21 protein-coding genes are annotated in these 26292 nt (G+C 71.0%); 11 read left to right on the top strand and 10 right to left on the bottom strand.

Annotated features, from left to right (window positions below; translation table 11 throughout):
- Positions 1–45: 45 nt before the first annotated feature.
- The gene (locus tag IF64_RS0102005; RefSeq protein WP_048807370.1) at positions 46–720 is read left to right on the top strand and encodes a DUF1707 SHOCT-like domain-containing protein; all 675 of its coding nucleotides are present in this window, start codon (positions 46–48) and stop codon (positions 718–720) included.
- Positions 721–922: 202 nt separating this feature from the next.
- Here IF64_RS0102005 and ptsP read toward each other — a convergent pair whose 3' ends face one another.
- Together ptsP and IF64_RS0101995 are read right to left on the bottom strand one after the other, a co-directional pair.
- Positions 923–2551: a phosphoenolpyruvate--protein phosphotransferase gene (ptsP, locus tag IF64_RS0102000; protein ID WP_030530238.1), complete on the bottom strand. Its 1629-nt coding sequence runs from the start codon at positions 2549–2551 to the stop codon at positions 923–925.
- Between the two features lie 31 nt (positions 2552–2582).
- On the bottom strand, positions 2583–3563 hold the full coding sequence (locus tag IF64_RS0101995; RefSeq protein WP_048807371.1) for a ribokinase: 981 nt from the start codon (positions 3561–3563) through the stop codon (positions 2583–2585).
- A gap of 406 nt (positions 3564–3969) precedes the next feature.
- On the opposite strand from IF64_RS0101995, the gene IF64_RS0101990 reads away from it, so the two are divergent.
- Complete coding sequence (locus IF64_RS0101990; RefSeq protein ID WP_030530236.1) at positions 3970–4716, top strand: TetR/AcrR family transcriptional regulator; 747 nt, start codon at positions 3970–3972, stop codon at positions 4714–4716.
- Between the two features lie 15 nt (positions 4717–4731).
- Here the strand turns inward: IF64_RS0101990 and IF64_RS0101985 are convergent, their stop codons facing one another.
- Positions 4732–5727 carry a hypothetical protein gene (locus IF64_RS0101985; protein ID WP_084705585.1) on the bottom strand — a complete coding sequence of 332 codons (996 nt, stop codon included), beginning with the start codon at positions 5725–5727 and terminating at the stop codon, positions 4732–4734.
- A 285-nt stretch (positions 5728–6012) separates the two neighbouring features.
- A complete protein-coding gene (gene leuS / locus IF64_RS0101980; protein ID WP_030530234.1) occupies positions 6013–8865 on the bottom strand; it encodes a leucine--tRNA ligase in 2853 nt (950 codons plus the stop codon).
- Positions 8866–9192: 327 nt separating this feature from the next.
- On the opposite strand from leuS, the gene IF64_RS0101975 reads away from it, so the two are divergent.
- Positions 9193–9606: an SdpI family protein gene (locus IF64_RS0101975; RefSeq protein ID WP_030530233.1), complete on the top strand. Its 414-nt coding sequence runs from the start codon at positions 9193–9195 to the stop codon at positions 9604–9606.
- Positions 9607–9678: 72 nt separating this feature from the next.
- Here IF64_RS0101975 and IF64_RS0101970 read toward each other — a convergent pair whose 3' ends face one another.
- From IF64_RS0101970 to IF64_RS0101955, 4 genes are all read right to left on the bottom strand, one after another.
- Complete coding sequence (locus IF64_RS0101970; RefSeq protein WP_030530232.1) at positions 9679–10902, bottom strand: MFS transporter; 1224 nt, start codon at positions 10900–10902, stop codon at positions 9679–9681.
- Positions 10899–11393 (bottom strand): MarR family winged helix-turn-helix transcriptional regulator, encoded by a 495-nt coding sequence (locus tag IF64_RS0101965; protein WP_030530231.1) that lies wholly within the window; start codon positions 11391–11393, stop codon positions 10899–10901. The genes IF64_RS0101970 and IF64_RS0101965 overlap by 4 nt, the downstream gene beginning before the upstream one ends.
- A 33-nt stretch (positions 11394–11426) precedes the next feature.
- Entirely contained in the window at positions 11427–11903 is a 477-nt protein-coding gene (locus IF64_RS0101960) for a nitroreductase family deazaflavin-dependent oxidoreductase (protein WP_048807375.1), read from the bottom strand.
- Positions 11904–11982: 79 nt separating this feature from the next.
- Entirely contained in the window at positions 11983–12450 is a 468-nt protein-coding gene (locus IF64_RS0101955; RefSeq protein ID WP_030530229.1) for a DUF6194 family protein, read from the bottom strand.
- A 26-nt stretch (positions 12451–12476) separates the two neighbouring features.
- On the opposite strand from IF64_RS0101955, the gene IF64_RS0101950 reads away from it, so the two are divergent.
- Complete coding sequence (locus IF64_RS0101950; RefSeq protein WP_030530228.1) at positions 12477–13238, top strand: MerR family transcriptional regulator; 762 nt, start codon at positions 12477–12479, stop codon at positions 13236–13238.
- A 102-nt stretch (positions 13239–13340) separates the two neighbouring features.
- Here IF64_RS0101950 and IF64_RS0101945 read toward each other — a convergent pair whose 3' ends face one another.
- The gene (locus tag IF64_RS0101945; RefSeq protein WP_030530227.1) at positions 13341–13922 is read right to left on the bottom strand and encodes a YqgE/AlgH family protein; all 582 of its coding nucleotides are present in this window, start codon (positions 13920–13922) and stop codon (positions 13341–13343) included.
- A 250-nt stretch (positions 13923–14172) separates the two neighbouring features.
- Here IF64_RS0101945 and IF64_RS0101940 point away from each other — a divergent pair, with 250 nt between their 5' ends.
- Positions 14173–16080 carry a TNT domain-containing protein gene (locus tag IF64_RS0101940; protein ID WP_030530226.1) on the top strand — a complete coding sequence of 636 codons (1908 nt, stop codon included), beginning with the start codon at positions 14173–14175 and terminating at the stop codon, positions 16078–16080.
- 4 nt (positions 16081–16084) lie between these two features.
- Here the strand turns inward: IF64_RS0101940 and IF64_RS0101935 are convergent, their stop codons facing one another.
- The gene (locus IF64_RS0101935; protein WP_030530225.1) at positions 16085–17572 is read right to left on the bottom strand and encodes a CCA tRNA nucleotidyltransferase; all 1488 of its coding nucleotides are present in this window, start codon (positions 17570–17572) and stop codon (positions 16085–16087) included.
- Positions 17573–17673: 101 nt separating this feature from the next.
- On the opposite strand from IF64_RS0101935, the gene IF64_RS0101930 reads away from it, so the two are divergent.
- The 6 genes from IF64_RS0101930 to IF64_RS0101900 all read left to right on the top strand — a co-directional run bounded on the left by IF64_RS0101930 (position 17674) and on the right by IF64_RS0101900 (position 26276).
- Positions 17674–18165, top strand: a complete 492-nt coding sequence (locus tag IF64_RS0101930) for an NUDIX hydrolase (RefSeq protein ID WP_030530224.1) — start codon at positions 17674–17676, stop codon at positions 18163–18165.
- Positions 18166–18199: 34 nt separating this feature from the next.
- A complete protein-coding gene (locus tag IF64_RS0101925; RefSeq protein WP_030530223.1) occupies positions 18200–20347 on the top strand; it encodes a DUF6049 family protein in 2148 nt (715 codons plus the stop codon).
- A 937-nt stretch (positions 20348–21284) separates the two neighbouring features.
- The gene (gene murJ / locus IF64_RS0101915; RefSeq protein WP_030530222.1) at positions 21285–23156 is read left to right on the top strand and encodes a murein biosynthesis integral membrane protein MurJ; all 1872 of its coding nucleotides are present in this window, start codon (positions 21285–21287) and stop codon (positions 23154–23156) included.
- A gap of 81 nt (positions 23157–23237) precedes the next feature.
- A complete protein-coding gene (locus tag IF64_RS0101910) occupies positions 23238–24773 on the top strand; it encodes a protein kinase family protein (RefSeq protein ID WP_030530221.1) in 1536 nt (511 codons plus the stop codon).
- 103 nt (positions 24774–24876) lie between these two features.
- A complete protein-coding gene (gene sigM / locus IF64_RS0101905; RefSeq protein WP_030530220.1) occupies positions 24877–25488 on the top strand; it encodes an RNA polymerase sigma factor SigM in 612 nt (203 codons plus the stop codon).
- Positions 25485–26276: a hypothetical protein gene (locus IF64_RS0101900; protein ID WP_051757382.1), complete on the top strand. Its 792-nt coding sequence runs from the start codon at positions 25485–25487 to the stop codon at positions 26274–26276. Before sigM ends, IF64_RS0101900 begins: the two co-directional genes overlap by 4 nt.
- The last annotated feature ends 16 nt before the right edge of the window (positions 26277–26292 follow it).

Below are 26292 nucleotides of genomic sequence, written 5' to 3'. Positions count from 1 at the left end.
GTTTCCCGGATCCTCGGGCGGTCGCGGAGCTCTACGCTTCTTCTCGTGACCGAGAGCGCGAACGACCCAGCAGCCGCAGGCGGCGCCACACCCGGCGACCTCGAACGGGAGCGGCAGCGGAACCTGCGGGTCTCCGACGCCGAACGGGAGCACGTCGTCGAACTGCTCCAGCGCGCCATCGGCCACGGCATGCTCGACCTCGACGAGTTCACCGAGCGCACGGACACGGCGCTGGCCGCGCGCACCCGGGGTGAGCTCAACGCCGTGCTGGTCGACCTGCCGGGACTGCACCACGAGCACGCCGTGCCCGCTCAGGGCGCCTCTTCGTTCGCGAGGCCGAGCAGGCCACGGACCGACCCGTCGCAGCGGGCGGAGATCAAGGGCGTCGGCAGCACGCTCGTGCGACGTGGCCGGTGGCAGGTTCCGCCTGCGCTGCTCGTGCGCAACAAGTACGGCGAGACGAAGCTCGACTTCTCGGAGGCGGAGTTCACGACCGACGTCGTGACCGTCGAGCTCGACACCAAATGGGGTTCGGTCAACATCATCGTGCCCGACCGGGCGGCGGTGGATCTGAGCGAACTCGACGAGCTGAAGTGGTCCACGCTCAACGACAAGACGAACTCGTCGCACACCTCCGGCCGGCCACTGATCGTCGTGACCGGACGCGTGGTCGGCGGCACGGTCACACTGCGCCACCCGCGCCGCAGCTGGTTCGGCTGACCGTGGCCGCATCTCGACCGGTCGGCCGATATCAGCCACCGCACGACCGTCGGTAACCTGGATCACACTTCGGAGTCCGCTTCACGCCGGCTCCGGTTCCCAAGCCTGGTCGGCGCCTGCCTCGGTTGGGGCGCCGGCCAGGCTGCTTTTCGTGCCCGGCGCGTGACCCGGCACGTGCCCCGGTGGCTTATTTCGCGGTGGCTTATTTCGCGGCGGCGCGTGCGGCCACCGCGGTGGGGGCGGCGAGGGCGGCCTCGGCCGCACGTTCACATTCGGCGAGGGTCACCGAGGCCAGTGCCGCGCCGACGGCACGCACCGACCCGGCGTTCATCGATACGCTGGTCACGCCGAGGCCGGCAAGCACTCTGGCCAGCATCGGGTCAGACGCCGCCTCACCGCAGACCCCGGCGGGCTTGCCGATCGCCTTCGCTGCCTCGCCGACCATGCCGATCAGCCGCAGGAGCGCGGGCTGCCACGGGTCGTTGAGCGTCGCCACGGCACCGAGCTGCCGGTCGGCCGCGAACGTGTACTGGGCGAGGTCGTTGGTGCCGACCGAGACGAAGTCGACGGCGTCCAGCACCTCGCGGGCACCCAGCGCGGCGGCCGGCACCTCGATCATCACGCCCGCACGCGCGATACCCGCGGCCCGCACCCGGTCGGCGAACCACGCCGCTTCCTCTGCGGTCGCCACCATCGGTGCCATGACCGACACGTCGGCCCCGGAGTCGGCGGTGGCACCCGCGATGGCCTCGAGCTGGCGGTCGAGCACACCCACCCGGTCGAAGGCGACCCGGACGCCGCGCACGCCGAGCGCCGGGTTCGGTTCGGCCTCGGGGGACAGGAAGCCGAGCGGCTTGTCGGCTCCCGCATCGAGACTGCGCACGATGACAGGTTTGCCGCGGAAGGGTTCGAGCACGGCGGCGTAGGCCGCGCGCTGGGCGTCGACGGACGGTTCGTCGTCGGCGTCGAGGTAGCAGAACTCGGTGCGGAACAGGCCGACGCCCTCAGCGCCCGCGTCCGCCGCAGCACGCGCGTCGACCGGCGACCCGACGTTGGCGAGCACCTTGACCACGTGGCCGTCACCGGTCTCGCCGCGGCCGTTCCACTCGGCGGCGCCGGCCACGTCCGCGGTGACGACGGGTGCAGACGGGTCGACCGATTCGACGGTGCCGACGTCACCGTCGACGGCCAGCGCCGTGGCCTCGAAGGACAGTGCCCCGCGCACGGCGACGACGGCGGGGATCCCGATCGACCTGGCGAGGATCGCCGTGTGACTGGTCGGCCCGCCCTCCTCGGTGACGAGCGCCAGCACCTTGGCGGGATCGAGGCCCGCGGTGTCGGCCGGCGCGAGGTCCCTGGCGACCAGGACGCTGGGCGTGCTCAGCTCCGGAACTCCGGGCGGGGCGACGCCGAGTACCTCGGCGATGATCCGGTCGCGCACGTCGTGCACGTCGCGCACGCGCTCGGCCATGTAGCCGCCCGCGTTGGCCAGTGCCTGGGCGAAGTGCCCCGCCGCCTCGTACACCGCCCTCGCCGCGGGGATGCGCTGCGCCGTGACGAGCTGTTCGGCCTGGCTGACCAGCGACGGGTCGGCGGCCATCGCGGCGGTGGTGGTGAGGATGGCCGCGGCGTCACCGCTCGCGGCGTCGGCCATCGCCTCGAGCCGGGCGGCGACCTTCTTGGCCGCGGGAGCGATCAGTTCGGCCTCGGCGTACGGGTCCTCGGGCCCCGGCGTGCTCGCCGGCTCCGCGATGGAGTCGGTGACCCGCACGACCGGACCGCTCGCGCGACCGGGGCTGACGCCCACGCCGGACAACTGTGCCTCGGCCATGTGCTCGATCCTCCCAAGACGGTGTGGAAGCTCAGCTTAGTTCGTGGAGCTGCGGATATGAGGGCTGGGCGCCGTGGCGCGTGACCGATATCGCCGCGACCTCGACTGCGCGCCGGGCGGCATCGGCGGGGGTGGCACCTGCCGCCAGCCACGTCGCGAGCGCACCTGTGAACGCGTCGCCCGCTCCGGTCGTGTCGACGGCCTTGACCTGTGGGGACGGGACGTCGACCCGGCCGTCCCTCGTCACGACGGTCGCCCCGTCGGCTCCGCGGGTCACGACCGCGGTGTCCGGTCCGAGGTCGAGCAGGGCGGAGACGTCCCCGAGATCGTCTGCACGGTCACCGCTGCCGTCGTCGTCTCGGTTGTCGCTTCGGTTGTCGCTTCGGTTGTCGCGCGCCTGCTCCAGCAGCCACGCCGCCTCGTGCTCGTTGACCACGAGCACGTCGAGGGCCTGCAACGTCTCCGCGGGCAGGGTCGTCGTCGGCGAGAGGTTGAGCACCGTCAGCACGCCGGCACGCGCGGCTGCGGCGATCGCGTCGTCGACCACCGTCAACGGCACCTCGAGCGAGGCGACGAGGACCCTCGCGCCCTCGCGCGCGGCGGTGTCCACGGCGGAGTCGGCGGAAACGGCAGCGACGGCGTCGGTGGCGTCGGCGGAGGTGAGCGCGTAGTTGGCGCCGGGCGAGACGAGGATCGAGTTCTCCCCGTCGGGCGTGACGGTGATGTAGGCGGCGCCGGTCGGCCGGTCGACGACGCGGACGTGGTCGGTGCGCACGCCCGCGGTGCGGAGCGAGTCGAGCAGGAGCGTGCCGTGTGCGTCGTCGCCGACGGCACCGACGAGCGCGACGTCACCGCCGAGCTGCGCGGCCGCGACCGCCGTGTTGGCCCCCTTCCCGCCGGGCAGAATGCGGGTGTCACCCCCGAGCACCGTCTCCCCGCCCGCAGGGCGGCGGTCGGTGGTCACGACCAGGTCGGCGTTGGCGGATCCGACGACGAGGACTGCTGCTGTCACGGCCTCCACCCTGCCACGCCGGACGCGTGGATGAGGCCGTCCGCCGCGAGAGTCACGCCTGCCCGTCCTGTCCGGACGGACCGCCGACGGCCGATCGGCATTTGCAGATGCAGATATGCAGTGCCGGATGTGAATTTTTTTGCAACGTTCGGCGCGATCGATGCGACAATCAGGCGAGTGCCGTGACGGCCGTACCCACGTTCGAGTGAGTTCGGGGTGGCGCCGTCATGACCGGAGCCCACTGGGGCTCTCCCAGACATACCGCGCTTGCGCGGTGTGTTGTCCGACAGGTCGAGACCGGCCGCGTCGGGCATCGGGTCGCCGGCATCGGTCACGTAGCCCCCCGAGTGATCGGTGCCGGCGGCGCCCCGAGGCGTCGAGGGCGCAGCACACATAGACTTTTCGGATGGACAGCCCGCTGAGCCGGACACGCGAGGGCAGGCCGCGCAGGCAGCGCGCCGCCACCGACAGGGACATCCGGCACGCGGCACGGGCACTGCTGGTCGACGACGGCCCCGAGGCCGTCACCCTGCGCGCGATCGCCCGCGAACTCGGCATCACCGCGCCCGCGCTGTACCGGTACTACGGCTCGCGCGACGACCTGCTGGAACACCTCAGGGCCGACGTGGTCGCCGACCTCGGTGACGTCCTCGAACAGCGCATCGCGGGCACGGAGGCCGACGGACCGGCGCGGCTGTTCGCCATCTGCCGGGGATTTCGGCAGTGGGCGCTGACCCACACCAACGAGTTCACGCTCGTGTTCGCCTCCGGCGCCACGGCCGCGACGAGCAGCACCGCGAAGCTGCAGCAACTGAGCGAACCGTTCGGCAGGCTGTTCCTGCTGGCCGCGGGAGACGTCCTCCTGTCGGACGACGTCGCACTGCCCTCCGACGACGGGATGCCCGCCGAGCTGCGCGACGATCTCGCCGGTTACCGCGACGTGTTGTTGGCGGTGCTCGCCGAGGCGGGCACCGACGTCCCCGCCGATCGGCTCACCGTCGGCACGACGTACCTGATGATGCAGTTCTGGGCCCGCCTCTACGGCCACGTGACGCTCGAGGTCTTCGGCAACTACCCCATCCCGATCGCCCACCCGGACACCCTCTTCGAGGCCCTGCTGTCCGACCTGGCACGGGAGATCGGCCTCGCCTGACGCGGGGACACGTCGTCAAGCAGCAGGGTTGCCCTGGCCGTGGACGCCTGCGTTGTCCGGGACGACCCGGACGTCCGCACGGCCGCGTTCCGACGCCGCCTGGTAGGCCACCTCCAGCTCGCGCTCCACACCCACCGGGTTCGACGACATCTGCGACGGCAACGTCTGGACCACCGGGACACCGGCCTGCCCGTAGCGGGAGTTCCGCCTGACGGTCCGCCCGTAGGCATCGCGGGAGTAGTGGAAGTCGACGGAGTCGATCTCCCACGCCAGGCCGACGTCGTCCCACCACGCGTCAGGGGTGGCGATGTAGTGGCCGTCCGAGGTGTAGAGCTTGGGATTCCAATGGGTAGGGGGCCGCGAACAGCTTTCGGCCAACTGTTTCGCGTTCAGCTCCGCCACGGACCGCAGCGGGGTGATCTTCTTGAGGACCTGGCGCGGAATTGCAGATCCACGCGAGTTGCCCAGATCCAGTTCGGCACTGAGCGCGGCCGGGGTGCAGCCACCTCGCTGAACGGCTTCGAACAGAAGATTCGCCACGGGCGTCTCGGCACGGATCCGACGTGCCGCGTCGAGCGACGCACGCATCACCGGGGCCACCGGAATCTCGCCGATGCTGCGTCCCGTCGGCATGCGCACCGTGCGTTCGACCAGGACATACCCCGTGCTCCGCACGCGACGCGCGTGCGGAACGAGGATGTGGACCCGGTCGTCGGGAGGCATATCGCCCAGGCGAAGGCCCTGACGGCGGCATGCTTCGAGCCCGGTGATCAGCGTGTGCGGACCTCCGTACAACAGCGCGGCGACCAATCTTTGATCGGCCGTCGGTGGGGAGTTCTGCAGCACGATGACGCCCGGGAGCACCCAACGCCACGGCCCACCGGGTAGGCAGCGCCGGTAGACGGTGCTCTTGTTCACCGTCTGGGCTTGCAGGGTCGCGGCGCGCACGACGCCGAGCCGGCTGTGCGCACGAAGTGTTTCGGGGTCGTCTGCCCATCTGCCACGTCTCACGACCTCGATCGTGCTGCGCGGTGCTGAGCCCGGGAAATCCCAAAAACGCAATCTGTGGATAACCGGGTCGATGTGGACAACTCCGGCCGAGCCCCGTACCGCTGCAAATCCCGGCGAGCTGTCCCAAGGGCCCCATGGTCGCGTTCAACGCAACTATAGGGCCCTTGGGTGCAACCGATCGACCAACGGAGCCCTCGCGGCGAGCACCTCTCGGACGACCGCCGCGATGGGAAGATTGGTTGCGTTCAACGCGACTATGGGGCCCTCGGGGCTCCAAAGCGGTGGCTAGACGACCACGTTGACGAGTTTGCCCGGGACGACGATGACCTTCTTCGGTTCGCCGCCGTTCAGCGCCGCGGCGATCTTCTCGTCGGCGAGGGCGGCCGCCTGCACGTCGTCCTTACCGGCGTCCGCGGCGATCGTCATCCTCGACCGCACCTTGCCGTTGACCTGGAGCGGGTACTCGACCGTGTCGTCGACCAGGTACTTCTCGTCCGGCACCGGGAACGGGCCGTGCACCAGCGTGTCCGGGTGACCCAGCCGGTTCCACAGTTCCTCGGCGATGTGCGGGCACAGCGGAGCCAGCATCAGCACCATCGGCTCGGCCAGCGCGCGCGGGGTCGCCTCGGCCGAACCGTAGGTCTTCGTCACGTGGTTGTTCAGCTCGATGAGCTTCGCCCCCGCCGTGTTGAAACGCAGCTCGGCGTAGTCGTCGCGCACGTTCGCGATGGTCTTGTTCAGCAGCTTCAGGTCCGCTTCGGACAGTTCCACGTCGGCGACGCGCAGATCGCCGGTGGTCTCGTCCACGACCAGGCGCCACAGCCGCTGCAGGAACCGGTGGGCACCGACGACGTCCTTCGTGGCCCACGGCTTCGAGTCCGCCAGCGGACCCATCGACATCTCGTAGAACCGGAAGGTGTCGGCGCCGAAGGCGTCGGCCATCTCGTCGGGAGCGACCGAGTTCTTCAGGCTCTTGCCCATCTTCCCGTATTCCTGGGTGACCTCTTCGCCGTTGTAGTAGAACTTGCCGTCGGCCTCGGTCACCTCCTCGGCCGGCACATAGACGCCGCGGGAGTCGGTGTAGGCGTAGGCCTGGATGTAGCCCTGGTTGAACAGCTTCCGATACGGCTCGGCCGACGAGACGAAGCCCAGGTCGTAGAGCACCTTGTGCCAGAACCGCGAGTACAGCAGGTGCAGCACCGCGTGCTCGACACCGCCGACGTAGAGGTCCAGACCGCCCGGGTCGTTCACGCCGTGCTCGGCGGCGCGCGGGCCCATCCAGTACTTCTCGTTCTCCGGGTCGACGAACTTCTCGTCGTTGGTCGGGTCGATGTAGCGCAGCTGGTACCAGCACGAACCTGCCCACTGCGGCATCACGTTGGTGTCGCGGCGGTACTTCTTCGGCCCGTCACCCAGGTCGAGCGTGACCTCGACCCAGTCGGTGGCCTTCGCCAACGGCGGCTCCGGCTCCGAGTCGGCGTCGTCCGGGTCGAACGTCTTGGGGGAGTACTCGTCGACGTCGGGCAGCACGACGGGCAGTTGGTCCTCCGGCAGCGGGATCGGCGTGCCGTTCTCGTCGTAGACGATGGGGAACGGCTCGCCCCAGTACCGCTGGCGGGCGAACAGCCAGTCGCGCAGCTTGTACTGCACGGTGCCCTCGCCGTGGCCCTTCTCCTCGAGCCAGCCGATGATCGCCTTCTTGGCGTCGTCGACGCCCAAGCCGTTCAGGCTGATGTCCTCGTTGGTCGAGTTGATCGCCTGTCCGTCACCGGTGAACGCCTCGTCGTCGGGGAAGCCGTCGGGCGCCTCGATCGTGCGCACGATCGGCAGGCCGAACTTCGTGGCGAACTCGTGGTCGCGCTCGTCGTGCGCGGGCACGGCCATGACCGCACCCGTGCCGTAGCCCATGAGCACGTAGTCGGCGATGAACACCGGGATCTGCTCACCGTTGGCGGGATTGAGCGCGTAGGAACCGGTGAACACACCGGTCTTCTCCCGCGTCTCCTGACGGTCGAGATCGGACTTGCGAGAGGTGCGGTCGCGGTAGGCGGCGACGGCCTCCGCGGGCGTCGCGGCGCCACCGGTCCACAGCTCGTCGACGCTCTCCGGCCACGCGTCGGCGGTCAGCGCATCCACCAGCGGGTGCTCCGGCGCCAGCACCATGTACGTCGCGCCGAACAGGGTGTCCGGCCGCGTCGTGAACACCTCGATGCTCTGCTCGCCCGCGGCGAACCGCACGTTGGCACCACGCGAGCGGCCGATCCAGTTGCGCTGCATCGACTTGACCTTCTCCGGCCAGTCCAGCAGCTCCAGGTCGTCGACGAGGCGATCGGCGTAGGCGGTGATCCGCATCATCCACTGGCGCAGCGGCTTGCGGAACACGGGGAAGTTGCCCCGCTCGGTCAGGCCCTCGGCCGTGACCTCCTCGTTCGCGACGACCGTGCCCAGCCCCGGCGCCCAGTTCACGGGCGCCTCGGAGATGTAGACGAGGCGGTGCTCGTCGATGATCTCCCGCTGTTCGGTGGCCGACAGCTCGCTCCAGGCGCGGCCGTCGGGCGTGGCGCGCTCACCGGAGGCGTACTGCTTCTCCAGCTCGGCGATCGGACGCGCCTTGTCCTGCTCGGTGTCGTAGTACGAGTTGAAGATCTGCAGGAAGATCCACTGGGTCCACCGGTAGAACTCGATGTCGGTGGTCGCGAGCCGCCTGCGCTCGTCGTGCCCGAAGCCGAGGCGGCGGATCTGGCTCATGTACCGCTCGATGTTGGCCTCGGTGGTCGTGCGCGGGTGGGTGCCCGTCTGCACGGCGTACTGCTCGGCGGGCAGACCGAACGCGTCGAACCCCATCGTGTGCAGCACGTTGCGCCCGATCATGCGGTTGAACCGCGCGAAGACGTCGGTGCCGATGAAACCGAGCGGATGCCCGACATGCAGGCCCGTGCCCGACGGGTACGGGAACATGTCCTGCACGAACAGCTTGTCCGACGGCAACGGCGCGGACTCGTCGGCGAGCGGTCCCACCGGGTTCGGCGCGTGGTACGTGCCGTGGTCGGCCCAGTAGTCCTGCCAGCGCCGCTCGATCTGCCCGGCCAGCGCCGCGTTGTACCGCTGCGCCGGGGTCGTGTCGCTGCCCTCTGTCATCGCCGGAACCTTTCCGCACTCGTGTGGCCGCCTGCAGGCTCGTTCTCGTCGTCGGGACTCGAGGCCCCGAAAAGCAATCGACCCCCCAGCCATGGAGGCATGAGGGGTTGGCCGCGCCGGTCTGCGTCAGATCAGCGCGGCCCGCTAAGGAGCAGGCTCGCCGAATTCACCCTTCTATGGTACCTGCCGGCTTCACCCGGTTTTCGGTGGCGGGCACCGCCGAGGCGCTGCGCGGGCCCGACACGGGCCTCGCACGGACATGACGCCGGGCACAGCCGGTTCGGGTGTCGACAAGGCGACCGCACTGCGCGGCGTATTCTCGAGGTCGTGATCGTCGTTGCGTTGATTCCCGCACTGCTCGGCATCCTGGTCGGCTGGGGCGGTTACCTCGGCCTGAGGGAGAAGCTGCCCCGCGACCGCGGCGCGGGCGTACGCACGCGGGCGACACTGCGCAGCGACGAGGCCTTCCGCGTGGCCAACCGGGTCGCGGGACTGCCGACCGTCGTCGCGGGCGCCGTGGGTGTGGCCGCCGGCGTCGCCGGCTTCGTGATGCCGAACGTCTGGGGCACGGTGATCGCGGCCGTGATCGGCCTCATCGGCATGTTCGCCCTGGTCGCGGGTGGAGGCGCACTCGGCAACCGCGCCGCGCTGGCTGTGCCGGCCCCAGAGCCCGAGCCCGCCGGATGCGGTGGCTGCGCGTGCGGCGGAGGCGGCTGCGGCGCCCTCGCCGGCAACGCCTGACCTACTGGTTTTTTGCACCCGTGGGCCCCATAGTCGCGTTCAACGCAACTATGGGGCCCTCGGGGGTTTTGCTCACGGGCGTTCGTAGGTACGCAGGGAGCGGTTGGCCGCCGCGAGTGTGAGCAGGCCCGCCACGCACAGCACCCCACCGGACACGGCCGCGACCGGGGCCGACGTCATCCCGGCGACGCTGCCCGCACGGAAGTTCCCGACGTCCGGCCCCGCAGCCCCCAGGATGAACTCGATGCCACTCACCCGGCCCCGGTGCGAGTCCGGCGTCGCCAGCTGAGTCGTCGCCCCGCGCGAGACCACCGCCACGACGTCCCCGGCTCCCGCGACCGCCAGGCACCCGAGCGCCACCCACAGCGTGTCGACCAGGCCGAAGCCGGCCAGCGCCACACCCCACGCGAGCGATCCGGCCACCTGCACCGCGCCGAGCCTGCGCATCCGCGTGAAGGTGCCCGAAGCCAGCCCCGCGGCCAGTCCGCCCACGGCGATGGCCGACAGGAACCAGCCGATCATCCGCGGGTCGCCGTCGAACCGCTCCGCGGCGATCGCCGGGAACAGCGCCACCGGCATGGCCAGCACCGTCGCCAGCACGTCGGTCAGGAACGAGCCACCCAGCACCGGGTTCGTCGCGACGAACCGCACTCCCGAGACGATCGACCGCAGCCCCGGACGCTCGCCACCGTCCGGGCGCATCGCGGGGAGTCGCCCCACACCGTAGGCCGCCACCAGCAGACACGCCGCGTCCAGCGCATACGCACCGCCGGCGCCTGCCGCCGCGGTGATCAGCCCACCCAACGCGGGGCCGACCAGCAGCGCGACCTGGAAACTCAGACTCGACAACGCCAGCCCCGCACTCAGCTGTTCACCGGGCAGCAGCTTCGCGGCGAAGGTGCGGCGCGCAGGCGCCCCGAGGCCCGTCAGCGCTCCCTGCACGGTGACCAGCGCCAGGATCAGCGCGAACGACCGCACGCCAGCCACGGCCTGCACGGCCAGCAGCGCTGCGGCGCAGGTCTGGCCGAGCGTCGTCAGCACGACCAGTCTGCGCCGATCCACCGCGTCGGCCAGTGACCCGCCGACCATGCCGCACACGCACATGCCGATCGCCTGCGCCAGGCCGACCGCGCCCACCGCGAACGAACTGCCCGTCAGCTCCCACGCCTGTGCCAACACGGCGACGACCGCGACCTGCTGGCCGAACGTCGAGGCCGAGGTGCTGATCCACAGCCTGCGGAAATTCGCGCTGGCCCGAAGCGGACGGACGTCGACGAGCGCGCCGAGCAGGCTCACGGCGCATCCGGCAGCCGATCCGCGATGCGGTCGCGGAACGGGCGGCGTTCGAGCGCGGCAGCCATGTCCGCCACGACCCGGGTGAGGGAGTACGGCAGTTCGGCGTCCAGCTCGGCGATCGCCTCCTCCGTGGCGCGCCACTCGGCCTCGAGAAACGGCAGCAGCTCGCGCCCGGCTTCGGTGAGCTCGACGACCCGGGTGCGCGCGTCCGGTCCCGGCCGCGTGGTGACGAGCCCGTCGCCCCGCAGCGAGGCGACCGTCTGACTCATCGCCGAATGCGTGACCTCCGTGGCTTCGGCGAGCCTGCGGATGGTCATCGGCCCGCGCCTGCCGAGGCGGATCAGCGGCATGGTGTGCCGCGGCCGGACGTCGACACCGCGTTCGGCGTAGAGCCGGGCGATCTCGGCGTCCATGGCGTCCTGCAGCCGTCGCAGGGGTCGCCAGAAGCCGACGTCGGTCGGATCGTCGCTGTCCGGGATGCCTTCGGTCATCCGACGACTGTAACAGGGATTATATAAGAGCTGTTACGACTCTCCGTCGACCGTTCGCAGCAGCAGGAACTCCTCCAACGCGAAGACCTTCGCCGCGATCCTGGACCCCCGCGGAAGCAGGTGCGCCACCTCGGCGAAGGGCACGACGACCGGGTCGGTGACCTCGTGACCACGGCCGTCGAAATCCACCCTCGCCCTGCCCGCGGCGAGGATGTTGCGCGCCCAGTCGACCCGGGCGGTGTAGGGGAGTGCGATGAGAAAGCCGCCGGTGATCGCCACCGGCGTGACCGGCGTGGAGTACTCCCGGCCACTCCTGCGGCCGCGGTGATGCACCACGCCGTTGGACTGTCCCGCCCGGCCCGCGGTCGGCAGCACCGCCGGCGTCATGTAGTTCTTGCTGAACCGCCGCACCCGGTCCTGCAGAACCGGCGACTTGCGACGCATCCCGACCACGAAGGCCCCGAACGCGGCGGCGAGAACGGCGAGCATCGCGAGCAACAGACGGCGCATTTTCCCAGCGTAGAACGATGACCTGCCTGCTGCAGGCGGCTGAGCTCGCTGCGCTCTGGCCGTGCTCATCCGGCCGTGCTCACGTGGCCGCCCGCCTGCTCGCGGCGGCCATGGCGCGGTGATGTGCGTCCCGCAGCAGGCCGGCCACGAGCTCTTCCGTGCGCTTGCCCGGGTTGACGACCGACACCAACCCGGCATGCGCATAGACGGGATGCGGCAGCACCGTGTCGACGGCGGCGAGGTCGACACCGTCGAAGTCCACAGTCCTTGGCTGCCGGCCCAGCAGTTCGGCGAACCGCTCGCGCGGGACGCGGACGTTGACCCGCCACCGGCCGTCGACGTCGAGCCGGGACGCGCAGTCGTCCGGGTAGTCCTTCGTGACGATCGTGGCGTAGGGCTGTGTGCGCTGCGGAACCTGCCCGTCGGGGGCGTAGTGGAAGAAGTGGTCGCCCCACGCGATCCGCGGGTATGCGCCACCCGGTTCCGGGGAGAGCACGAGCGACCCCGGCAGCAAACGGACGAGTTCGAGAATGTCGTCGATAGTCATGGCTCAAGTCTGTTATTGAAGTGCTTATGGAGGGTTCGACCGGAGGTGACCGCCCGCTGACCACCGCGGCACTCGCGGCTGCCTCGGGTTACAGCCCCCAGCAGGTCCGCGATCTCGAGAACCTCGGCGTACTCCCGCCCGCCGAACGGGGCAGCAACAACTACCGGCGGTTCGGCGGACGGCACCTCGTAGCCCTGCGCGCCTACCGCGGACTCGCGACAGCCGTCGGACCCGTCACCGCCCGGCGAACCCTGCGCGAGGTGCGCACCCTGCCGCTCGACGAGGCCGCCGCCGTCGTCAGCGCGCTCCACGTCGAGCTGACTCGACTGCGCACCGAGGCGCTGGAGGCCGTCGCCGCACTCCGCGCGATCAGCACCGAGTCCGAGCCCAGCACCGCGTCCGACGCGAAGGAAACGTCCGCCGACGCGATGTCCATCGGTGAGCTGGCGGAGGCACTCGGCGTCCGCACGTCGACGTTGCGGTTCTGGGAACGCGAGGGGCTCGTCCTGCCGGAGCGGGTGACGTCGTACGGCGCCCGGCGGTATCGCCAGCACGTCATCCGCGAGGCACGCATCACCGCCGCGTTGCGGGCGGCGGGCTACGGCATCCCCGCGGTCCGCGCCACGGTCGAGACCGTCCGCGCGCTCGGCGACGTCGACGGCCCCCTCGAGGCGCTGCAGGGCAGGCTCACCGACCTCGCCAGCCGCACGGTCGCCCTCGTCGCGGCGGGCGCCGACATCGCGGCACTGCTCGGTGCGGTGGAACCGGGGGAGGTCGAACCGGGGTGACGACATCGGCGACCGCGCCACTGCCGGATGCAACACGCGTCCCTGGGGGCGCAACACGGGCCCCGGAATCGGCAACACGCGGTCCTGGAAGCGCAACACGGGTCAGTTCAGTTGGAGGTCTCCCGGGTGGGTGGCCAGCAGCGCGGTCGGCAGGCCCTGCCTGCGGAGCACGTGCGCCCACAGGTCGCGGTTCGGCGTGGCCAGCACGTCGCCGGGCAGGGCAGGCACGATCAGCCAGTCACCGCGGTTGATCTCGGCGGCGAGCTGCCCCGCGTCCCATCCGGCGTACCCGGCGAACACCCGCATGCCGCGCACCTTGCTGACCAGGCTGTCCGGATCCGCGTCGAGGTCGACAAGGGCCACCGGACCGCGGACGGCAATCACGCCCTGCAGCTGCTCGGCGTCCTCACCCGTGCGGAGGGCGGCGAGACACAACGCGGTCTTCTTCTCGACCGGACCGCCGACGAACACCGACTCCGGCTCGACGACGTGCGAACCCCAGCCCGGCAACACCTCGTTGACCGGCACCTCGCTCGGCTTGTTCAACACGACACCGAGCGTTCCCTCGTCCCTGTGGTCGATGACGAACACGACCGTCCGCCGGAAGTTCTGGTCGAACATCGTGGGAGCAGCGACCAGCAGGGTTCCAGGTTCAACCTCGGAGTCCGCTTGCACGTGAGCCATGATCCCACCCACGTGGGTGGCGGTGGGTCGCGGAGGGTTCACTTTGCGGCGTCGCCAACGTCGCTATGGACCCGAAGCGCAAGTTGCGGTAAGTGGGCGGATCATGCCTCGGTGTCACGGCTCACCCGCTAGGGTGAGGCCTCGCCGAATCGCCGGTCCACCTGGCCGAACCGGCACGTGTCGATACAGTGAAGCCCGCGCGAAGCCGCGGGAGGGGAACCCGCGTTGATCGAGCCGAGGGGGCGACCACGTGCGTTATCGAGTCGAAGTCGCAGACCGTCCTGACGGGTTGTACGCGCTGTGGGACGGCGGGATGTTCCGGGCACAACGGTCGACGGCCGACTCGAGTGTGCTGCTGACCCCGCTGCCCGGCGAGGAACCCCCCGAGGACTTCGACACCGAGGCCCACGGCACGCGCGGCAAGGTCGTCCCGGCCGCCGACGCGCCCGCGACGTTCGCCCTGCACACCTACTGCCTGCACGACGAAGAGCCGTACCTCGTCGAACCGTCCTCCGAGGACGGCGAGCTGGTCCTGCGCTGGACCGGCGGCGACGAGCGGCGCGCCCGCGACCTCGGCCTCACCGACTTCACCACGCGCGTCCAGGACCCGGACACCATCACCGCGCTGTGGCAGGAACGGCACGACTTCGCCGCCGCCGACACCCCGCGGTCCGAGCCGGGCACGGGTGACGTCCAGACGCTGCTGAAGGCCATCGGCCGCACGATGCTCGGCTTCCTGCCCACCGGCTGGCGGCGGGTGGCCGCCCAGTTCCGGCAGGTCGGCGACTACTCCGAGCTCGAGGTGAAGGCCGACGCGGGCGAGGACACCGCCGTGTCGCTGTCGGCTCCGCCCCAGCTCGGCCAGCTGCTGTCGCAGTTGCGCTCGGCGATGTACACGCCCGAGAACGGCACCTGGTTCCAGGGCACCTACTCGCTGGACACCGAGCGCAACTTCGACTTCGACTTCGACACCTCGTCCGAGCCCGCGTGGCAGCTGCCGCCCGCGGGCAGGCGCACCGCGCGCACCTACGACGCCGAGCTCGAGTACTTCCCCCGCAAGGATCCGCCGGCGTGGCTGGCCGCGAAGGCGGGCACGCCGCTGGACGTCGAGTTCCGGCACGCCCGCGTGGTCGACGGCACCGGCGAGGGCGGCCAGCCCGTCGTGAACCGCCCGCCGCTGCCGCAGGAGGAGATCCCGCGGGTACTCGGCTACCTGTTCCGGGCTCCGGTGGTGCTGGCCAGGCAGGGTGGGCTGCGCGACCTGTTCGCCCCGCAGGGCGCGCCGCCCGACGTGCCCGATGCGTTCCACACCGACGGCACGTGGATCTGGCCCGCGGCCGTACCGCACTACCTGCGCAAGTACGGGGTGCCCCCGGAGCCCGAGCTGCTCGACGCGATCAGGGCCAACCAGTACGCCGTGCCGTACGCGAGCCGGTCGGTGCGGGCGACCGCGGAGGCCGAGCTGCTCGGCAAGCCGCGTCCACCGCGCGCGCCGGAGGACGTCGCCGAGCCGAGCACGGTGACGAAGGTGCAGCGCGGTGCGGAACCCAGGCGGCTGCGTGCCTCGGAGGTGCTGACCGCGCTGCGGTTGCGACTCGCCGAGTACGGCGTTCCCGAGTCGGCGTTCCGCATCGGCGAAACGGCCGACGACGTGTGGTGCCTGCACCGGGCGGCCGACGGCTGGGAGGTCGCCAGGTACGCCGAAGGAGCGCCCGTCGAGCCGCGGTACTTCGGCCGGGTGCACGAGGCGGCCGAGGCGCTGCTCGGCGCGTTGCTGCTGGTGCCGGGACGGATGGGCGGCGGAACGTCGGCCGTGCAGGAACACCCGACGGACTGGCCGATCCAGCCGTTGCGGGGCGAACCGCCGCTGCCGTTCTACCGCAACAAGCGCATGGTCACCCTGCCCGTCGGCACCCGGCTGCGCAGGTTCGGCAACGAACAGGGCAACCTGCTGCACCCGGACCGGACGCCGTTCCCGGAGACGTCGCTGACGTTCGAGCGGGAGTCGGACCTGCGCACGTTCGTCGTCACGCGCCCGCTGCACGTGCTGACCGGCGTGACCGCGCCGTGGGGCCCGCTACCGGGTGGCGCGGTGGCCTACCTGCTTCCCCGGCCCATCGGCGCCCACGTCGAATCCGGCGCCCTCGAACGCGCCTGAGCGGTCACTCCGCCGGGTCGATGCCCTGTTCGGCGGCCCAGCGGCGGAGTTCGGCGACGGCCTCGTCGTGTTCGAGCGGACCGCGGTCCAGGCGCAGCTCCTTGAGGTGCTTCCACGCCTTGCCGACGATCGGCCCCGGTTCCACGCCGAGGATGCGGATGATCTCGTTGCCGTCGAGGTCGGGGCGGACCCGCTTGAGGTCCTCCTCCTCGGCGATCCGGGCGATCCGCGCCTCGAGGTCGTCGTAGGTGCGCTGCAGCGCCGTCGCCTTCCGCCGGTTGCGCGTGGTGCAGTCGGCGCGCACCAGCTTGTGCAGCCGGGTCAGCAGCGGTCCGGCGTCGTTGACGTAGCGCCGCACCGCCGAGTCGGTCCACTCGCCCTTGCCGTATCCGTGGAACCGCAGGTGCAGGTACACCAACTGCGAGACGTCCTGCACCACCTCTTTCGAGTAGCGCAGGGCACGCAAACGCTTGCGGGCCATCTTGGCGCCCACGACCTCGTGGTGGTGGAAACTCACGCCCCCGCCCGGTTCGAACTTGCGCGTCGCGGGCTTGCCGATGTCGTGCAACAACGCGGCCAGACGCAGCACCAGGTCCGGCTCCGACGTGGGCTCGTGCGTGGTCTCCAGGTCGATCGCCTGGTCGAGCACGGTCAGCGAGTGCTGGTAGACGTCCTTGTGCTGGTGGTGCTCGTCCATCGCCAGGCGCATACCCGGCACCTCGGGCAACACGATGTCGGCGAGGCCGGTGTCGACCATCAGCTCCAGCCCACGCCGCGGCACGGCACCGAGCATCAGCTTGGACAGCTCGGCCTGCACGCGTTCGGCGGTGATCCGTTCCAGCTCGCCCGCCATGTCCTTCATGGCCGTCACCACACGCTCCGCGGGCGTGAAGTCCAGCTGCGCGGTGAAGCGTGCGGCCCGCAGCATCCGCAGCGGGTCGTCGGCGAACGACTCCTCCGGAGTGGCCGGAGTGTCCAGCGTCTTCGCCGCCAGCGCCTCCATGCCGCCGTGCGGGTCGACGAACGTCTTCGTCGACAGCTCGATCGCCATCGCGTTGACCGTGAAGTCGCGGCGCACCAGGTCGCCTTCGATCGTGTCGCCGAACGAGACCTCGGGGTTGCGGCTGACCCGGTCGTAGACGTCGGCGCGGAAGGTGGTGATCTCCAGCTGCACGCCGCCCTTGGCCGCGCCCACGGTGCCGAACTCGATACCCGTGTCCCACACGGCCTCGGCCCATCCGGACACCAGCTTCTGGATGCGCTCCGGCCGCGCGTCGGTGGTGAAGTCCAGGTCCGACGACAGGCGGCCCAGCAGCGCGTCGCGCACGCTCCCTCCGACGAGGTACAGCGTGTGGCCGGCCTCGGCGAACCGCTTGGCCAGATCGTCGGCGACCGGGGAGACGCGCAACAGCTCGGCGACGGCGTTGCGCTGCGCCTCCTTCTTCTTCGCGCGGAGCTGGGCTTCGGTGGGATTCACGGCGGTCTGATTCACGCCTGGGCGACCTCCGCGACTGCGCCCCGACGGGCGAATCGGTTCAACACGGACACAGCAAGCCAGCCTACCGGTGCGGGCCGGTGATCTAGCATCGCAGCATGCCTGGATCGGCCGGTCGCTCCGGTGATGCCACACCGCGACGCCGGTCGCGGCGGCGTCGCGGGCGACGGATGACCACCGTCAGCGAGACCTCAGCGGGAGGTCTCGTGGTCGACCGGGCTCATGCCCACGCCGCACTCATCGGCAGGCTGAACCGGCACGGACGTCTCCTGTGGTCCCTGCCGAAGGGCCACATCGAGGACGGTGAGACGGTCGAGGAGACTGCCGTGCGCGAGGTTCGGGAGGAGACCGGCATCATCGCCAGGGTCGTCCGTCCGCTCGGCTCCATCGACTACTGGTTCGTGGCCGAGCGCAGGCGCATCCACAAGACGGTGCATCATTTCCTCCTCGAAGCAGACGGCGGCGAGCTGTCGGACGAGGATGTCGAAGTCACCGAAGTGGCTTGGGTTCCGCTCGACGAACTGGACTCACGGCTCGCCTACACCGACGAGCGCAAGCTCGTGCGCAAGGCACGGGAATTGTTCGAATAGGCACCCGTTCGGATAGGTACGGAGGCGGCGAGTAGTGAGCAGGTTCAGCGCGTTCGCGCTGGCGTTGGCCTTCCTCCTCGCGCAGGGGCTGCTGGCCCAGGCGCCCGCCCACGGGCAGCAGCTCGACGAACCGGACCTGCTGACGCTCGGCATCAACTCGTTCGAGCCCCGCATCCTCACCGCCGGCGAGGGCGAGAACCGGGTGCGGGTGACGGGCACGGTCACCAACACCGGCGACAGAGAGATCTCCGAGGTCGTCGCTCGCCTGCAGACCGGCCAGCCCGTGCAGTCGGCGGCCCAGTTCCAGGAGGCGACGACCGAGCCGCCGCCCGCCGACGCCGGGATGACCGAGTGGATCACGCTCGCCGACTCGTTGTCGCCGGGCCAGTCGGCGCCCGTCGAGTTCGACGTGCCCGCCACGGACCTGCCGCTCGGCTCGCCCGGCGTGTATCCGCTGCTACTGAACGTCAACGGCACGCCCGCCTACGGCGGTCCGGCGCGGCTGGCCTCGATGAACCTCATGCTGCCGGTGATCGACCCGCCGAGCGAGGCGCAACCGGCCAGGACGTCGCTGCTGTGGCCGATCACCGCACAGCGCCCCCGCGTGCTGTCCGACCCGCACGACGACACGCTCGTGCTCTCCGACGACGAACTGGGCACCGCGCTCGCACCCGGTGGCAGGCTCGACGCGCTGGTGGCTTCCGCGCTGGCCAAACAGCAGGACGCGGCGCTGTTCGGCTCGATGTGCTTCGCGGTCGACCCCGAACTGCTGGACACCGTCGAGCAGATGTCCGGCGGCTACCGCGTGCGCACCGACCACGGCGACGTGCCGGGCAGCGGCGCCGAGCACGCGGGCCGCTGGCTCGAGCGGCTGCGGTCGCTGGTGTCGGCCCACTGCGTGGTGCAGATGCCCTACGCCGACGCCGACCTGGGCACGCTGGCCAGGGTCGACAGTGACGCCGGGCTGGTCGGGATGGCGCTGGGCGGGGCTTCGATCCTGCAGAAGACGGGTGTGCAGCCGCGGCAGGGCGTCGTGTGGACGGGCGGTTCGCTGACCCGCGACGCGCTCGACGCCGCCTCCTCGGCTGGCGCGAACACGTTCCTGACCCCGCCCGTGCGTGCCGACGCGAGCCCCGAGGACATCGGCCGCGTCTCCCACATCGGCTCCGCGGGAGGCGGCGCCCGCAGGATCACCTACGACCCGCTCGTCTCCGCCGCGCTCACGGGATCGCCGGCCACGAGCGGCAACCTCACGGCCGTCGACGACACCGAGGTGGCCACCCAGAACGGCATCGCCGCGCTGGCGTTCCGGGGCGGCCTCGGTGAGCAGCCGGCAGGACCGGTCATCGTCTCGCCGCCCCCGCGGATCTCGGCCACCACCGGCGAACTCACCGCGTTCCTCGACTCCTACGCCCAGCTCACCCGCGCGCGGATGCTCACCCCCACCGCGCTCGACGACGTGCTCGCCGCACCCGCGGAGGGCGTCACGCCACCCGAGCCGTCGGGCAGCGGCACCGCCTCCGCCGCGCTGGACGCGGACCTGATCGACTCGCTGTCGGCGACCGAGGCGACCACCGCCGACCTGCAGCGGGCGATGAGCGTCGATCCCGCCAGGCAGGTGCGACCGGCCCAGCTGCTCCAGCCACTGCACAACGCCGTGATCCGCGCGACCTCCGTCACGTGGGAGGACCGCCCCCGCGCCGCGTTGTCGGCCGCCACACTGGCCGACGAACAGCTGCGGGAGCTCACCGGCCACGTCAGCGTCGCCACCCTCGCCCAGCCCGTGCTGCGCGGTTCGGAGTCCGCGCCGCTGCCGGTGAGCGTGCGCAACGACCTTCCGGTCGAGATCCGCGTCCGCCTCCAGCTGGAGAACATCGCCGGACTGCGGCCGGCGCACATCCCGGTGCAGACGTTGTCGGCCAACAGCACGATCAGCCCGCAGGTGCCGGCCGAGACGCTGCGTTCGGGCCGGTTCAAGCTCACCGTGAACCTGACCACTCCCCAGGGCACCGCGCTGGGCCAGCCCGCCGAACTCGAGCTGTCGTCGACGGAACTTTCGACCGTGACGGTCGTCATCACGATCGTCGCCGGCGTGGCGCTCGTGCTGCTGTCGGGCAGGCGCATCGTCCGGCGCGTCAGGCGCAAGGGTGACGGGGACGGCTCCGACGCAGAGGCGACCTGAGTTTTACGTCGCCGCGCATTACCCTGAATCGACCGAGCTTGACGCCGAGTTGATGGGGCACGCGTTGGACAGACAGCCGGGCCGGCCACCCGAACACGGGGGGAGGCCGGGAGGACCGGCAAGGCCAGGGGGGCCGGCAGGACGCGAGGGGGAACGCGTCGCTTCGTGGCCGGACGTCGACGACCCGGGCGAGGATGCGCCCCGGCACGCCGCCGACCAGCACGAACGCCCGGACAGCGCCCTACCAGGTCAGCCGCCACACGCCCCGCGCCCACCGCGCGCCCCACAGCAGGCGGCTCCGGAGTACCCATCGGCTCCGGAGCCGGCCCGCCCCGCCGTTCCCGACGAGCCCCGCAGGAACGGACACCGCCCGCCCGACGCCGCCGACCGGCGCGGGCCTGCACCCGAACCCGAGCCGCGGCCACGCGCGCCGCGGCCGCCGCAGACACCCCCTGAGGGACGTCCGCCGGAGGGACGTCCGCCGCACCCTCCCGGTCCCTCGCCCGGAGGGCAGCCACCTCGGAGGCCGGGACCACCGCCCGAACGTCCGCGCGGGCAGCGACCCGCGCCCGCCCACCGCCCGGCACCACCGGAACGAGGAACACCGGAACGAGCAGCACCGGACCGCTCGGCACAGCGCCGTCAACCGCCGCCACCGCCCGGACCTGCCGGACCGCCGCGCAGGCAACCCCCTCAGGGCGTGCCGCCCGCGGAGGCGCCCGGCCGGCCGACGTCGCACGCGTCTGGGTCTTCACCGGCACCGTCTTCACCGGCACCGTCTTCGCAGGCACCGTCACCCGCGCAGCCCCTGCCGCAGCAGCCACCGCCGCCCGCACCGGGTGACCGCTGGCCACCGCGGGACGAGCCGCTGCCCCCGGATCCGCGACGGAAACCGCCGCGCCGCGGCAGGCCACCGGAGGACACCCGGCGCGGCCCCGTGCGCCCGTGGAGCCGCGACGAACGACAGGCACCCGAGCAGGGCAGGCCGCTGAACCAGGGCAGGCCGACCCCGCCACCGCCGCCGCGCGAACCGGACGCCACCGTCTACATCCCGCGCAGGTCGGCGCGCTGGCCGGGCGTCGACCCGGACGTGCGCGGCCCGTACGACGAGCTCGCGACGCAGATGATGCCGCGGATCCTCGACGGTCCGCGGCACACCGACATCGGCGAACGCCTGCCCGCCGTCGGCGTCGACGAGCCGCAGGAGAAGCCCGCGGCCAAGAAGGTCTCGCTGGCCAAGGCCACGGGACGCATGGCGATCGCGACCATGACCAGCCGCATCACCGGCTTCCTGTGGAAGGTGCTGCTGACGTGGGTCGCGACGCTGGGCGTGCTCTACGACTCCTTCACGGTCGCCAACACGATGCCGCTGATCATCAACGAGCTGCTCCTCGGCGGCGTGTTGACCAGCGTTGTCGTGCCGCTGCTCGTGCGGTCGCAGGACGATCCGGACGGCGGCGAGTCCTACACGCAGCGCCTGATCACGATGGCGATCACGGTCCTCGGTATCGGCACCGTGGCCTCCACCGCAGCCGCGCCGTGGTTGACGTGGGTGCTGATGGACGACAAGGGGGACGCCAACCCGCAGCTGGCCACGTGGTTCGCGTATCTCCTGCTGCCCGGCCTGCTCTGTTACGGCATGTTCGCCGTGCTCTCGGCCGTGCTCAACGCCAAACAGATCTTCGGGCCCGCCCAGTGGGCACCCGTGATCAACAATCTGGTCATCATCGTCACGATCGTCGCGTTCGCCCTGGTGCCCGGGGATCCGACGATCGTTCCGACGAGCATGACCGACCCGCAGGTCCTCGTGCTCGGCCTCGGCGTGCTGTCGGCCATGACCGCGCAGGCGCTGTTCCTCATCCCGCCGCTGATCAAGTCGGGCTTCCGGTTCAAGTGGAACTTCGGCCTCGACGAGCGGCTCAAGGAGTTCGGCGGGCTGGCCGCGTGGATCCTCGGCTACGTCGTGGTCAGCCAGATCGGCATGGTCGTCAACACGCGCGTGCTCACCGCAGGGGAGAAGGGCGGCCTTTCGATCTACTCGAACGCCTGGCTGCTGTTCCAGCTGCCCTACGGCGTGATCGGCGTGTCCCTGCTGACGGCGCTGATGCCGAAGATGAGCAGGGCGGCTGCCGACGGCGACCATCGCAGGCTCGTCGGCGACCTGTCCTACGGCTCGCGGCTGACGACCCTGATGCTGCTGCCGGTGTCCGCCGTCATGGCGGTGGCCGGCACGTCCATCGGCGTGGCCCTCTTCGCACTCGGCAAGGGCTCGGTCGAGGACGCCGAACGCCTGGGGCAAGCGCTTGCGATCAGCGCGTTCGGCCTTCTGCCTTACGCACTCGTGATGCTGCAGATGCGCGTGTTCTATGCCATGAAGGACTCGCGCACGCCCACGCTGATCATGGTCGTGATGACGGCGGTGAAGATCCCGCTGCTGTACCTGGCGCAGGGACTGCTGTCGCCGACCCAGGTCGTGCTCGGCGTGATGATGGTCAACTCGCTGGTGTTCGTCGTCGGCGCCGTGCTCGGCCAGGTGTGGCTGTGGGTCAAGCTCGGCAACCTCCGCAGCAAACGCGTCGTCGGCGTCATCCTCTTCACCGTCGTGGCGAGCGTCCTCGGTGCGGCGGCCGCCGCCGGGACCGGCTACCTCGTGCCCGACTTCCTCGGCACCGTCCCCGGCGCATGGGTGACGCTGGTCCTGCAGGGCATCGTCGGAATGGGGGTTTCGTTCGGCGTGCTGATGGCACTCAAGGTGGATGAACTCGCTCCGGTGACCAGGAGGGTCACCCGGTTGATCCGGCGCGGCTGATGGGCCGCTCGCGGGGCGTGTTCACGTACCCTCTTCTAGAGAGATCACCGGAGCAGGAACCGAAGTAGGGGGTCAGGCCGGATGGGCACGAGAGCGCAGCGTGGTGCGCTGGCGCCCGGCGGAGTCGTCGGCGACGGCCGCTACCGGCTGCTGGCACAGTTCGGTATCGACGAACGCGCGGGTGCCCACCTGTGGCGCGCACGCGACGGTCAGCTCCGCCGCGACGTCGCACTGACGATGCTCGTCGGCGACCCCGCCGACCCCGAGGCCGCGCTCCTCGGCAGGCGCACCCTCGAACGCGCGGCCCACGCCGCGACGTTCGAACACCCCGGTGTGGCCCGCGTGCTCGACGTGCTCAGTCTCGGCAGCGGCATCTCCTCGAGCGAGGGGCTGCTCGGCATCGTCGTCGCCGAGTGGACCAAGGGCACCGACCTCATCGACCTGGTCGCCGAACGCCCCGTCGAACCGGGAGCGGCCGCCCGGATGGTGCGTGCCCTCGCCGAATCGGTCGACCAGGCCCACCAGTCCGGCCTCGTGCTCGGCATCGACCACCCTCAGCGGCTCCGGCTCACCCCCGACGGCAGGCTGCGCCTCGCATTCCCCGGACCGCTTCCCGACGCGACGCTGCGCGACGACGTCAAGGCGCTCGGCTCCGTGCTGTACCTGCTGCTCACCGGCCGGTGGGCGTTGCCGGGCGGGCCGCCCGCATTGCCGCCCGCGCCGAAGTCGCCGACCGGGCGGATCGTGCCGGCCAAGTCGCTCCAGCCACGAGTCCCGCAGGAACTGTCGGCGCTGTCGGTCCGCACGATCGAGGACGGCGACCACGGCGGCATCCGCACGTCCGCGGCGATCCTGCGCGCCCTCGACCAGGCCGCGGAGGCGGCCGAACGCGCCAAGCAGCCACCCGAGCCGTCCGAGTCCGACGGCACCGTGTGGACCACGAAGAAGCCCACCACCGACAAGGCACGCAGGCGCAAGCTCGCACTCGGCGTCACCGTGCTGGTCTGCGCCGCGGTCGGCGTGCTGGCCTGGCTCGGCATGATGGCCATCAGCTTCTTCCAGGACGACTCCGACACCTCGGGACCGCCGGTCAACCTCGCCGATCCGACACCGACCCAGAACGAGGGCCAGTCCGGCGGCAACGGCGGTAACGGCGGCAACCAGCAGGTGCAGACCGGACAGCCCGTGGCCCCGTCCGAGATCACCGTCTACAACCCCGAGGGCGAGGGCGACAGTCCCGAGGACGCCCAGCTCACCACCGACGGCGACCCCGGCACCGTGTGGCGCACCGACATGTACCAGCAGCAGCTGCCCGCGTTGAAGAGCGGCGTCGGCCTGATGGCGACGTTCGACGAGCCCGTCGACCTGGCCAAGGTGCGGATCGTCGGCGACAGCCCCGGCACGGAGATCGAGATCCGCACGGCCAGTGCCCCGGACGTCCCGCTCGAGGCGTCCCAGGTGGTGGCCAAGGGCACGATGGACCAGGTCAACACCGAGTTGAGCCTCGAAGAGCCCGCGCAGAGCCAGTACGTGATCGTGTGGGTCAGCAAGTTGGGCGGGCAGGAACCGGAGTTCGTGTCCGAGATCGGCGAGGTGAAGTTCCTCCCCTCCGCCTGACCCGCCGTGAGTCACGAGTGCCGGACAGGTCGCGGCGACCCGTCCGAAATGCCGGTCCGAGGCGCTCCGGTGCGATGCGCACGTTCTTAGTAATCTCTTCCGGGTGACAGCGCCCACCGCCGAGCCGACCGATGCGGATCTGATCAAGGCGCACGCCGCCGGCGATCCGCACGCGTTCAACGAGCTCGTCCGCAGACACCGAGACCGCATGTGGGCCGTCGCCCTGCGCACCGTCCGGGATCCGGAGGAAGCAGCCGACGCCCTGCAGGACGCGTTCATCTCCGCCTTCCGCGCCGCCTCGAACTTCCGGGCCGAGTCGCAGGTCACGACATGGCTGCACCGCATCGTCGTGAACGCCTGCCTCGACCGGATCCGCCGCAGGCAGGCCAGGCCGACCGTTCCGCTGCCCGAACAGGGCCACCAGGAGCCTGCCGTCCCGCGGGACTCGATGGCCGAGCGGGAGACCAGGCTGGTGATCAAGGAAGCCCTCGACGAGCTGCCGGAGGACCAGCGCGCGCCGATCGTGCTCGTCGACGTCGAGGGGTACTCGGTGTCCGAGACCGCCGAGATGCTCGGCATCGCCGAAGGCACGGTCAAGAGCAGGTGTGCTCGGGGTCGCTCCAAACTCGCGAAACTTCTCGGGCATCTGCGGAACCCGGCCGAGGAAGGCGACGTCCCAACTTACGAAAGCAAACACGGGGAGGGACGACGATGAACGGCGAATTCACGGATCGGGACGGGTCCGCTCTGTCTGTCGACGTGCTCGCCGACCTGCACGCCGGTGTGCTGAGCGAGAGCGAAGCCGCCGAGCTGTGGCCTCGTGTGAACGCCGACCCGGAGGCCCGCGCGGTCATCGAGGCGCTCGAAGCGACCACGTCGGACCTGTCGTCCTTGACCGACGAGCCCGTCGAGCCGATGCCCGCGGACGTCGCGGCCAGGCTCGACGCGGCGATCGCCGGCGAGCAGCGCGCACGCGAACAGCAGGGCACCACCAACGTCGTGGGCCTCGACCGGGCGCGCAGCAGGCGGAAGAAGCAGGCCGGATGGGCCGCGGGCTTCGTCGCCGTGGCCGCGGCGGCGGTGGCCGCCGTGGCGGTCGTGCTCCCGGGGGCGGGTGGCGGCGACAGCACACCCGGCGTCGCCGAGCCCGCACCGTCCGAGCCCGCGCCGTCGCAACCGAACTCCCAGCCCGACAGCGGGACGGGGGACGGGCCGCTGGCACTGAGCAGCGACCGCGGCGAACTCTCGGCGGCCGTCAACGACATCAACCAGGTGCGCGACTTCGGCACCCTGCAGACGAAGGAACGCCTCGACAGCTGCGTCGCCGAGGCCGGGATCGATCCGAGCAAGCAGCCGGTGGGTGTGCGTCCCGTCACCATCGACGGGCAGGAAGCGATCATGGTGCTGTACACGACCGGCGAGCTGGCCCAGTTCCGCATGGTCGCGGTCAGCCCGGACTGCGGACCGCAACCGGTGCTCAACGAGATCGTCGGCCGCAACTGACGCGAGGCAGCACCAG

The organism is Prauserella rugosa, from assembly GCF_000719975.1.
GTDB classification, from domain to species: Bacteria; Actinomycetota; Actinomycetes; order Mycobacteriales; family Pseudonocardiaceae; genus Prauserella; species Prauserella rugosa.
Note: the sequence above shows the minus strand (reverse complement) of the source record. Positions and strands in the feature narration are given on the sequence as shown.

What these genes read in the sequence shown, in the direction of transcription:
- ptsP (WP_030530238.1), bottom strand. Translation starts at nt 2,551, where the DNA reads ATGGCCGAGGCACAGTTGTCCGGCGTGGGCGTCAGCCCCGGTCGCGCG.
- IF64_RS0101990 (WP_030530236.1), top strand. Translation starts at nt 3,970, where the DNA reads ATGGACAGCCCGCTGAGCCGGACACGCGAGGGCAGGCCGCGCAGGCAG.
- leuS (WP_030530234.1), bottom strand. Translation starts at nt 8,865, where the DNA reads ATGACAGAGGGCAGCGACACGACCCCGGCGCAGCGGTACAACGCGGCG.
- IF64_RS0101965 (WP_030530231.1), bottom strand. Translation starts at nt 11,393, where the DNA reads ATGACCGAAGGCATCCCGGACAGCGACGATCCGACCGACGTCGGCTTC.
- IF64_RS0101960 (WP_048807375.1), bottom strand. Translation starts at nt 11,903, where the DNA reads ATGCGCCGTCTGTTGCTCGCGATGCTCGCCGTTCTCGCCGCCGCGTTC.
- IF64_RS0101955 (WP_030530229.1), bottom strand. Translation starts at nt 12,450, where the DNA reads ATGACTATCGACGACATTCTCGAACTCGTCCGTTTGCTGCCGGGGTCG.
- IF64_RS0101950 (WP_030530228.1), top strand. Translation starts at nt 12,477, where the DNA reads ATGGAGGGTTCGACCGGAGGTGACCGCCCGCTGACCACCGCGGCACTC.
- IF64_RS0101945 (WP_030530227.1), bottom strand. Translation starts at nt 13,922, where the DNA reads ATGGCTCACGTGCAAGCGGACTCCGAGGTTGAACCTGGAACCCTGCTG.
- IF64_RS0101930 (WP_030530224.1), top strand. Translation starts at nt 17,674, where the DNA reads ATGCCTGGATCGGCCGGTCGCTCCGGTGATGCCACACCGCGACGCCGG.
- IF64_RS0101910 (WP_030530221.1), top strand. Translation starts at nt 23,238, where the DNA reads ATGGGCACGAGAGCGCAGCGTGGTGCGCTGGCGCCCGGCGGAGTCGTC.
- IF64_RS0101900 (WP_051757382.1), top strand. Translation starts at nt 25,485, where the DNA reads ATGAACGGCGAATTCACGGATCGGGACGGGTCCGCTCTGTCTGTCGAC.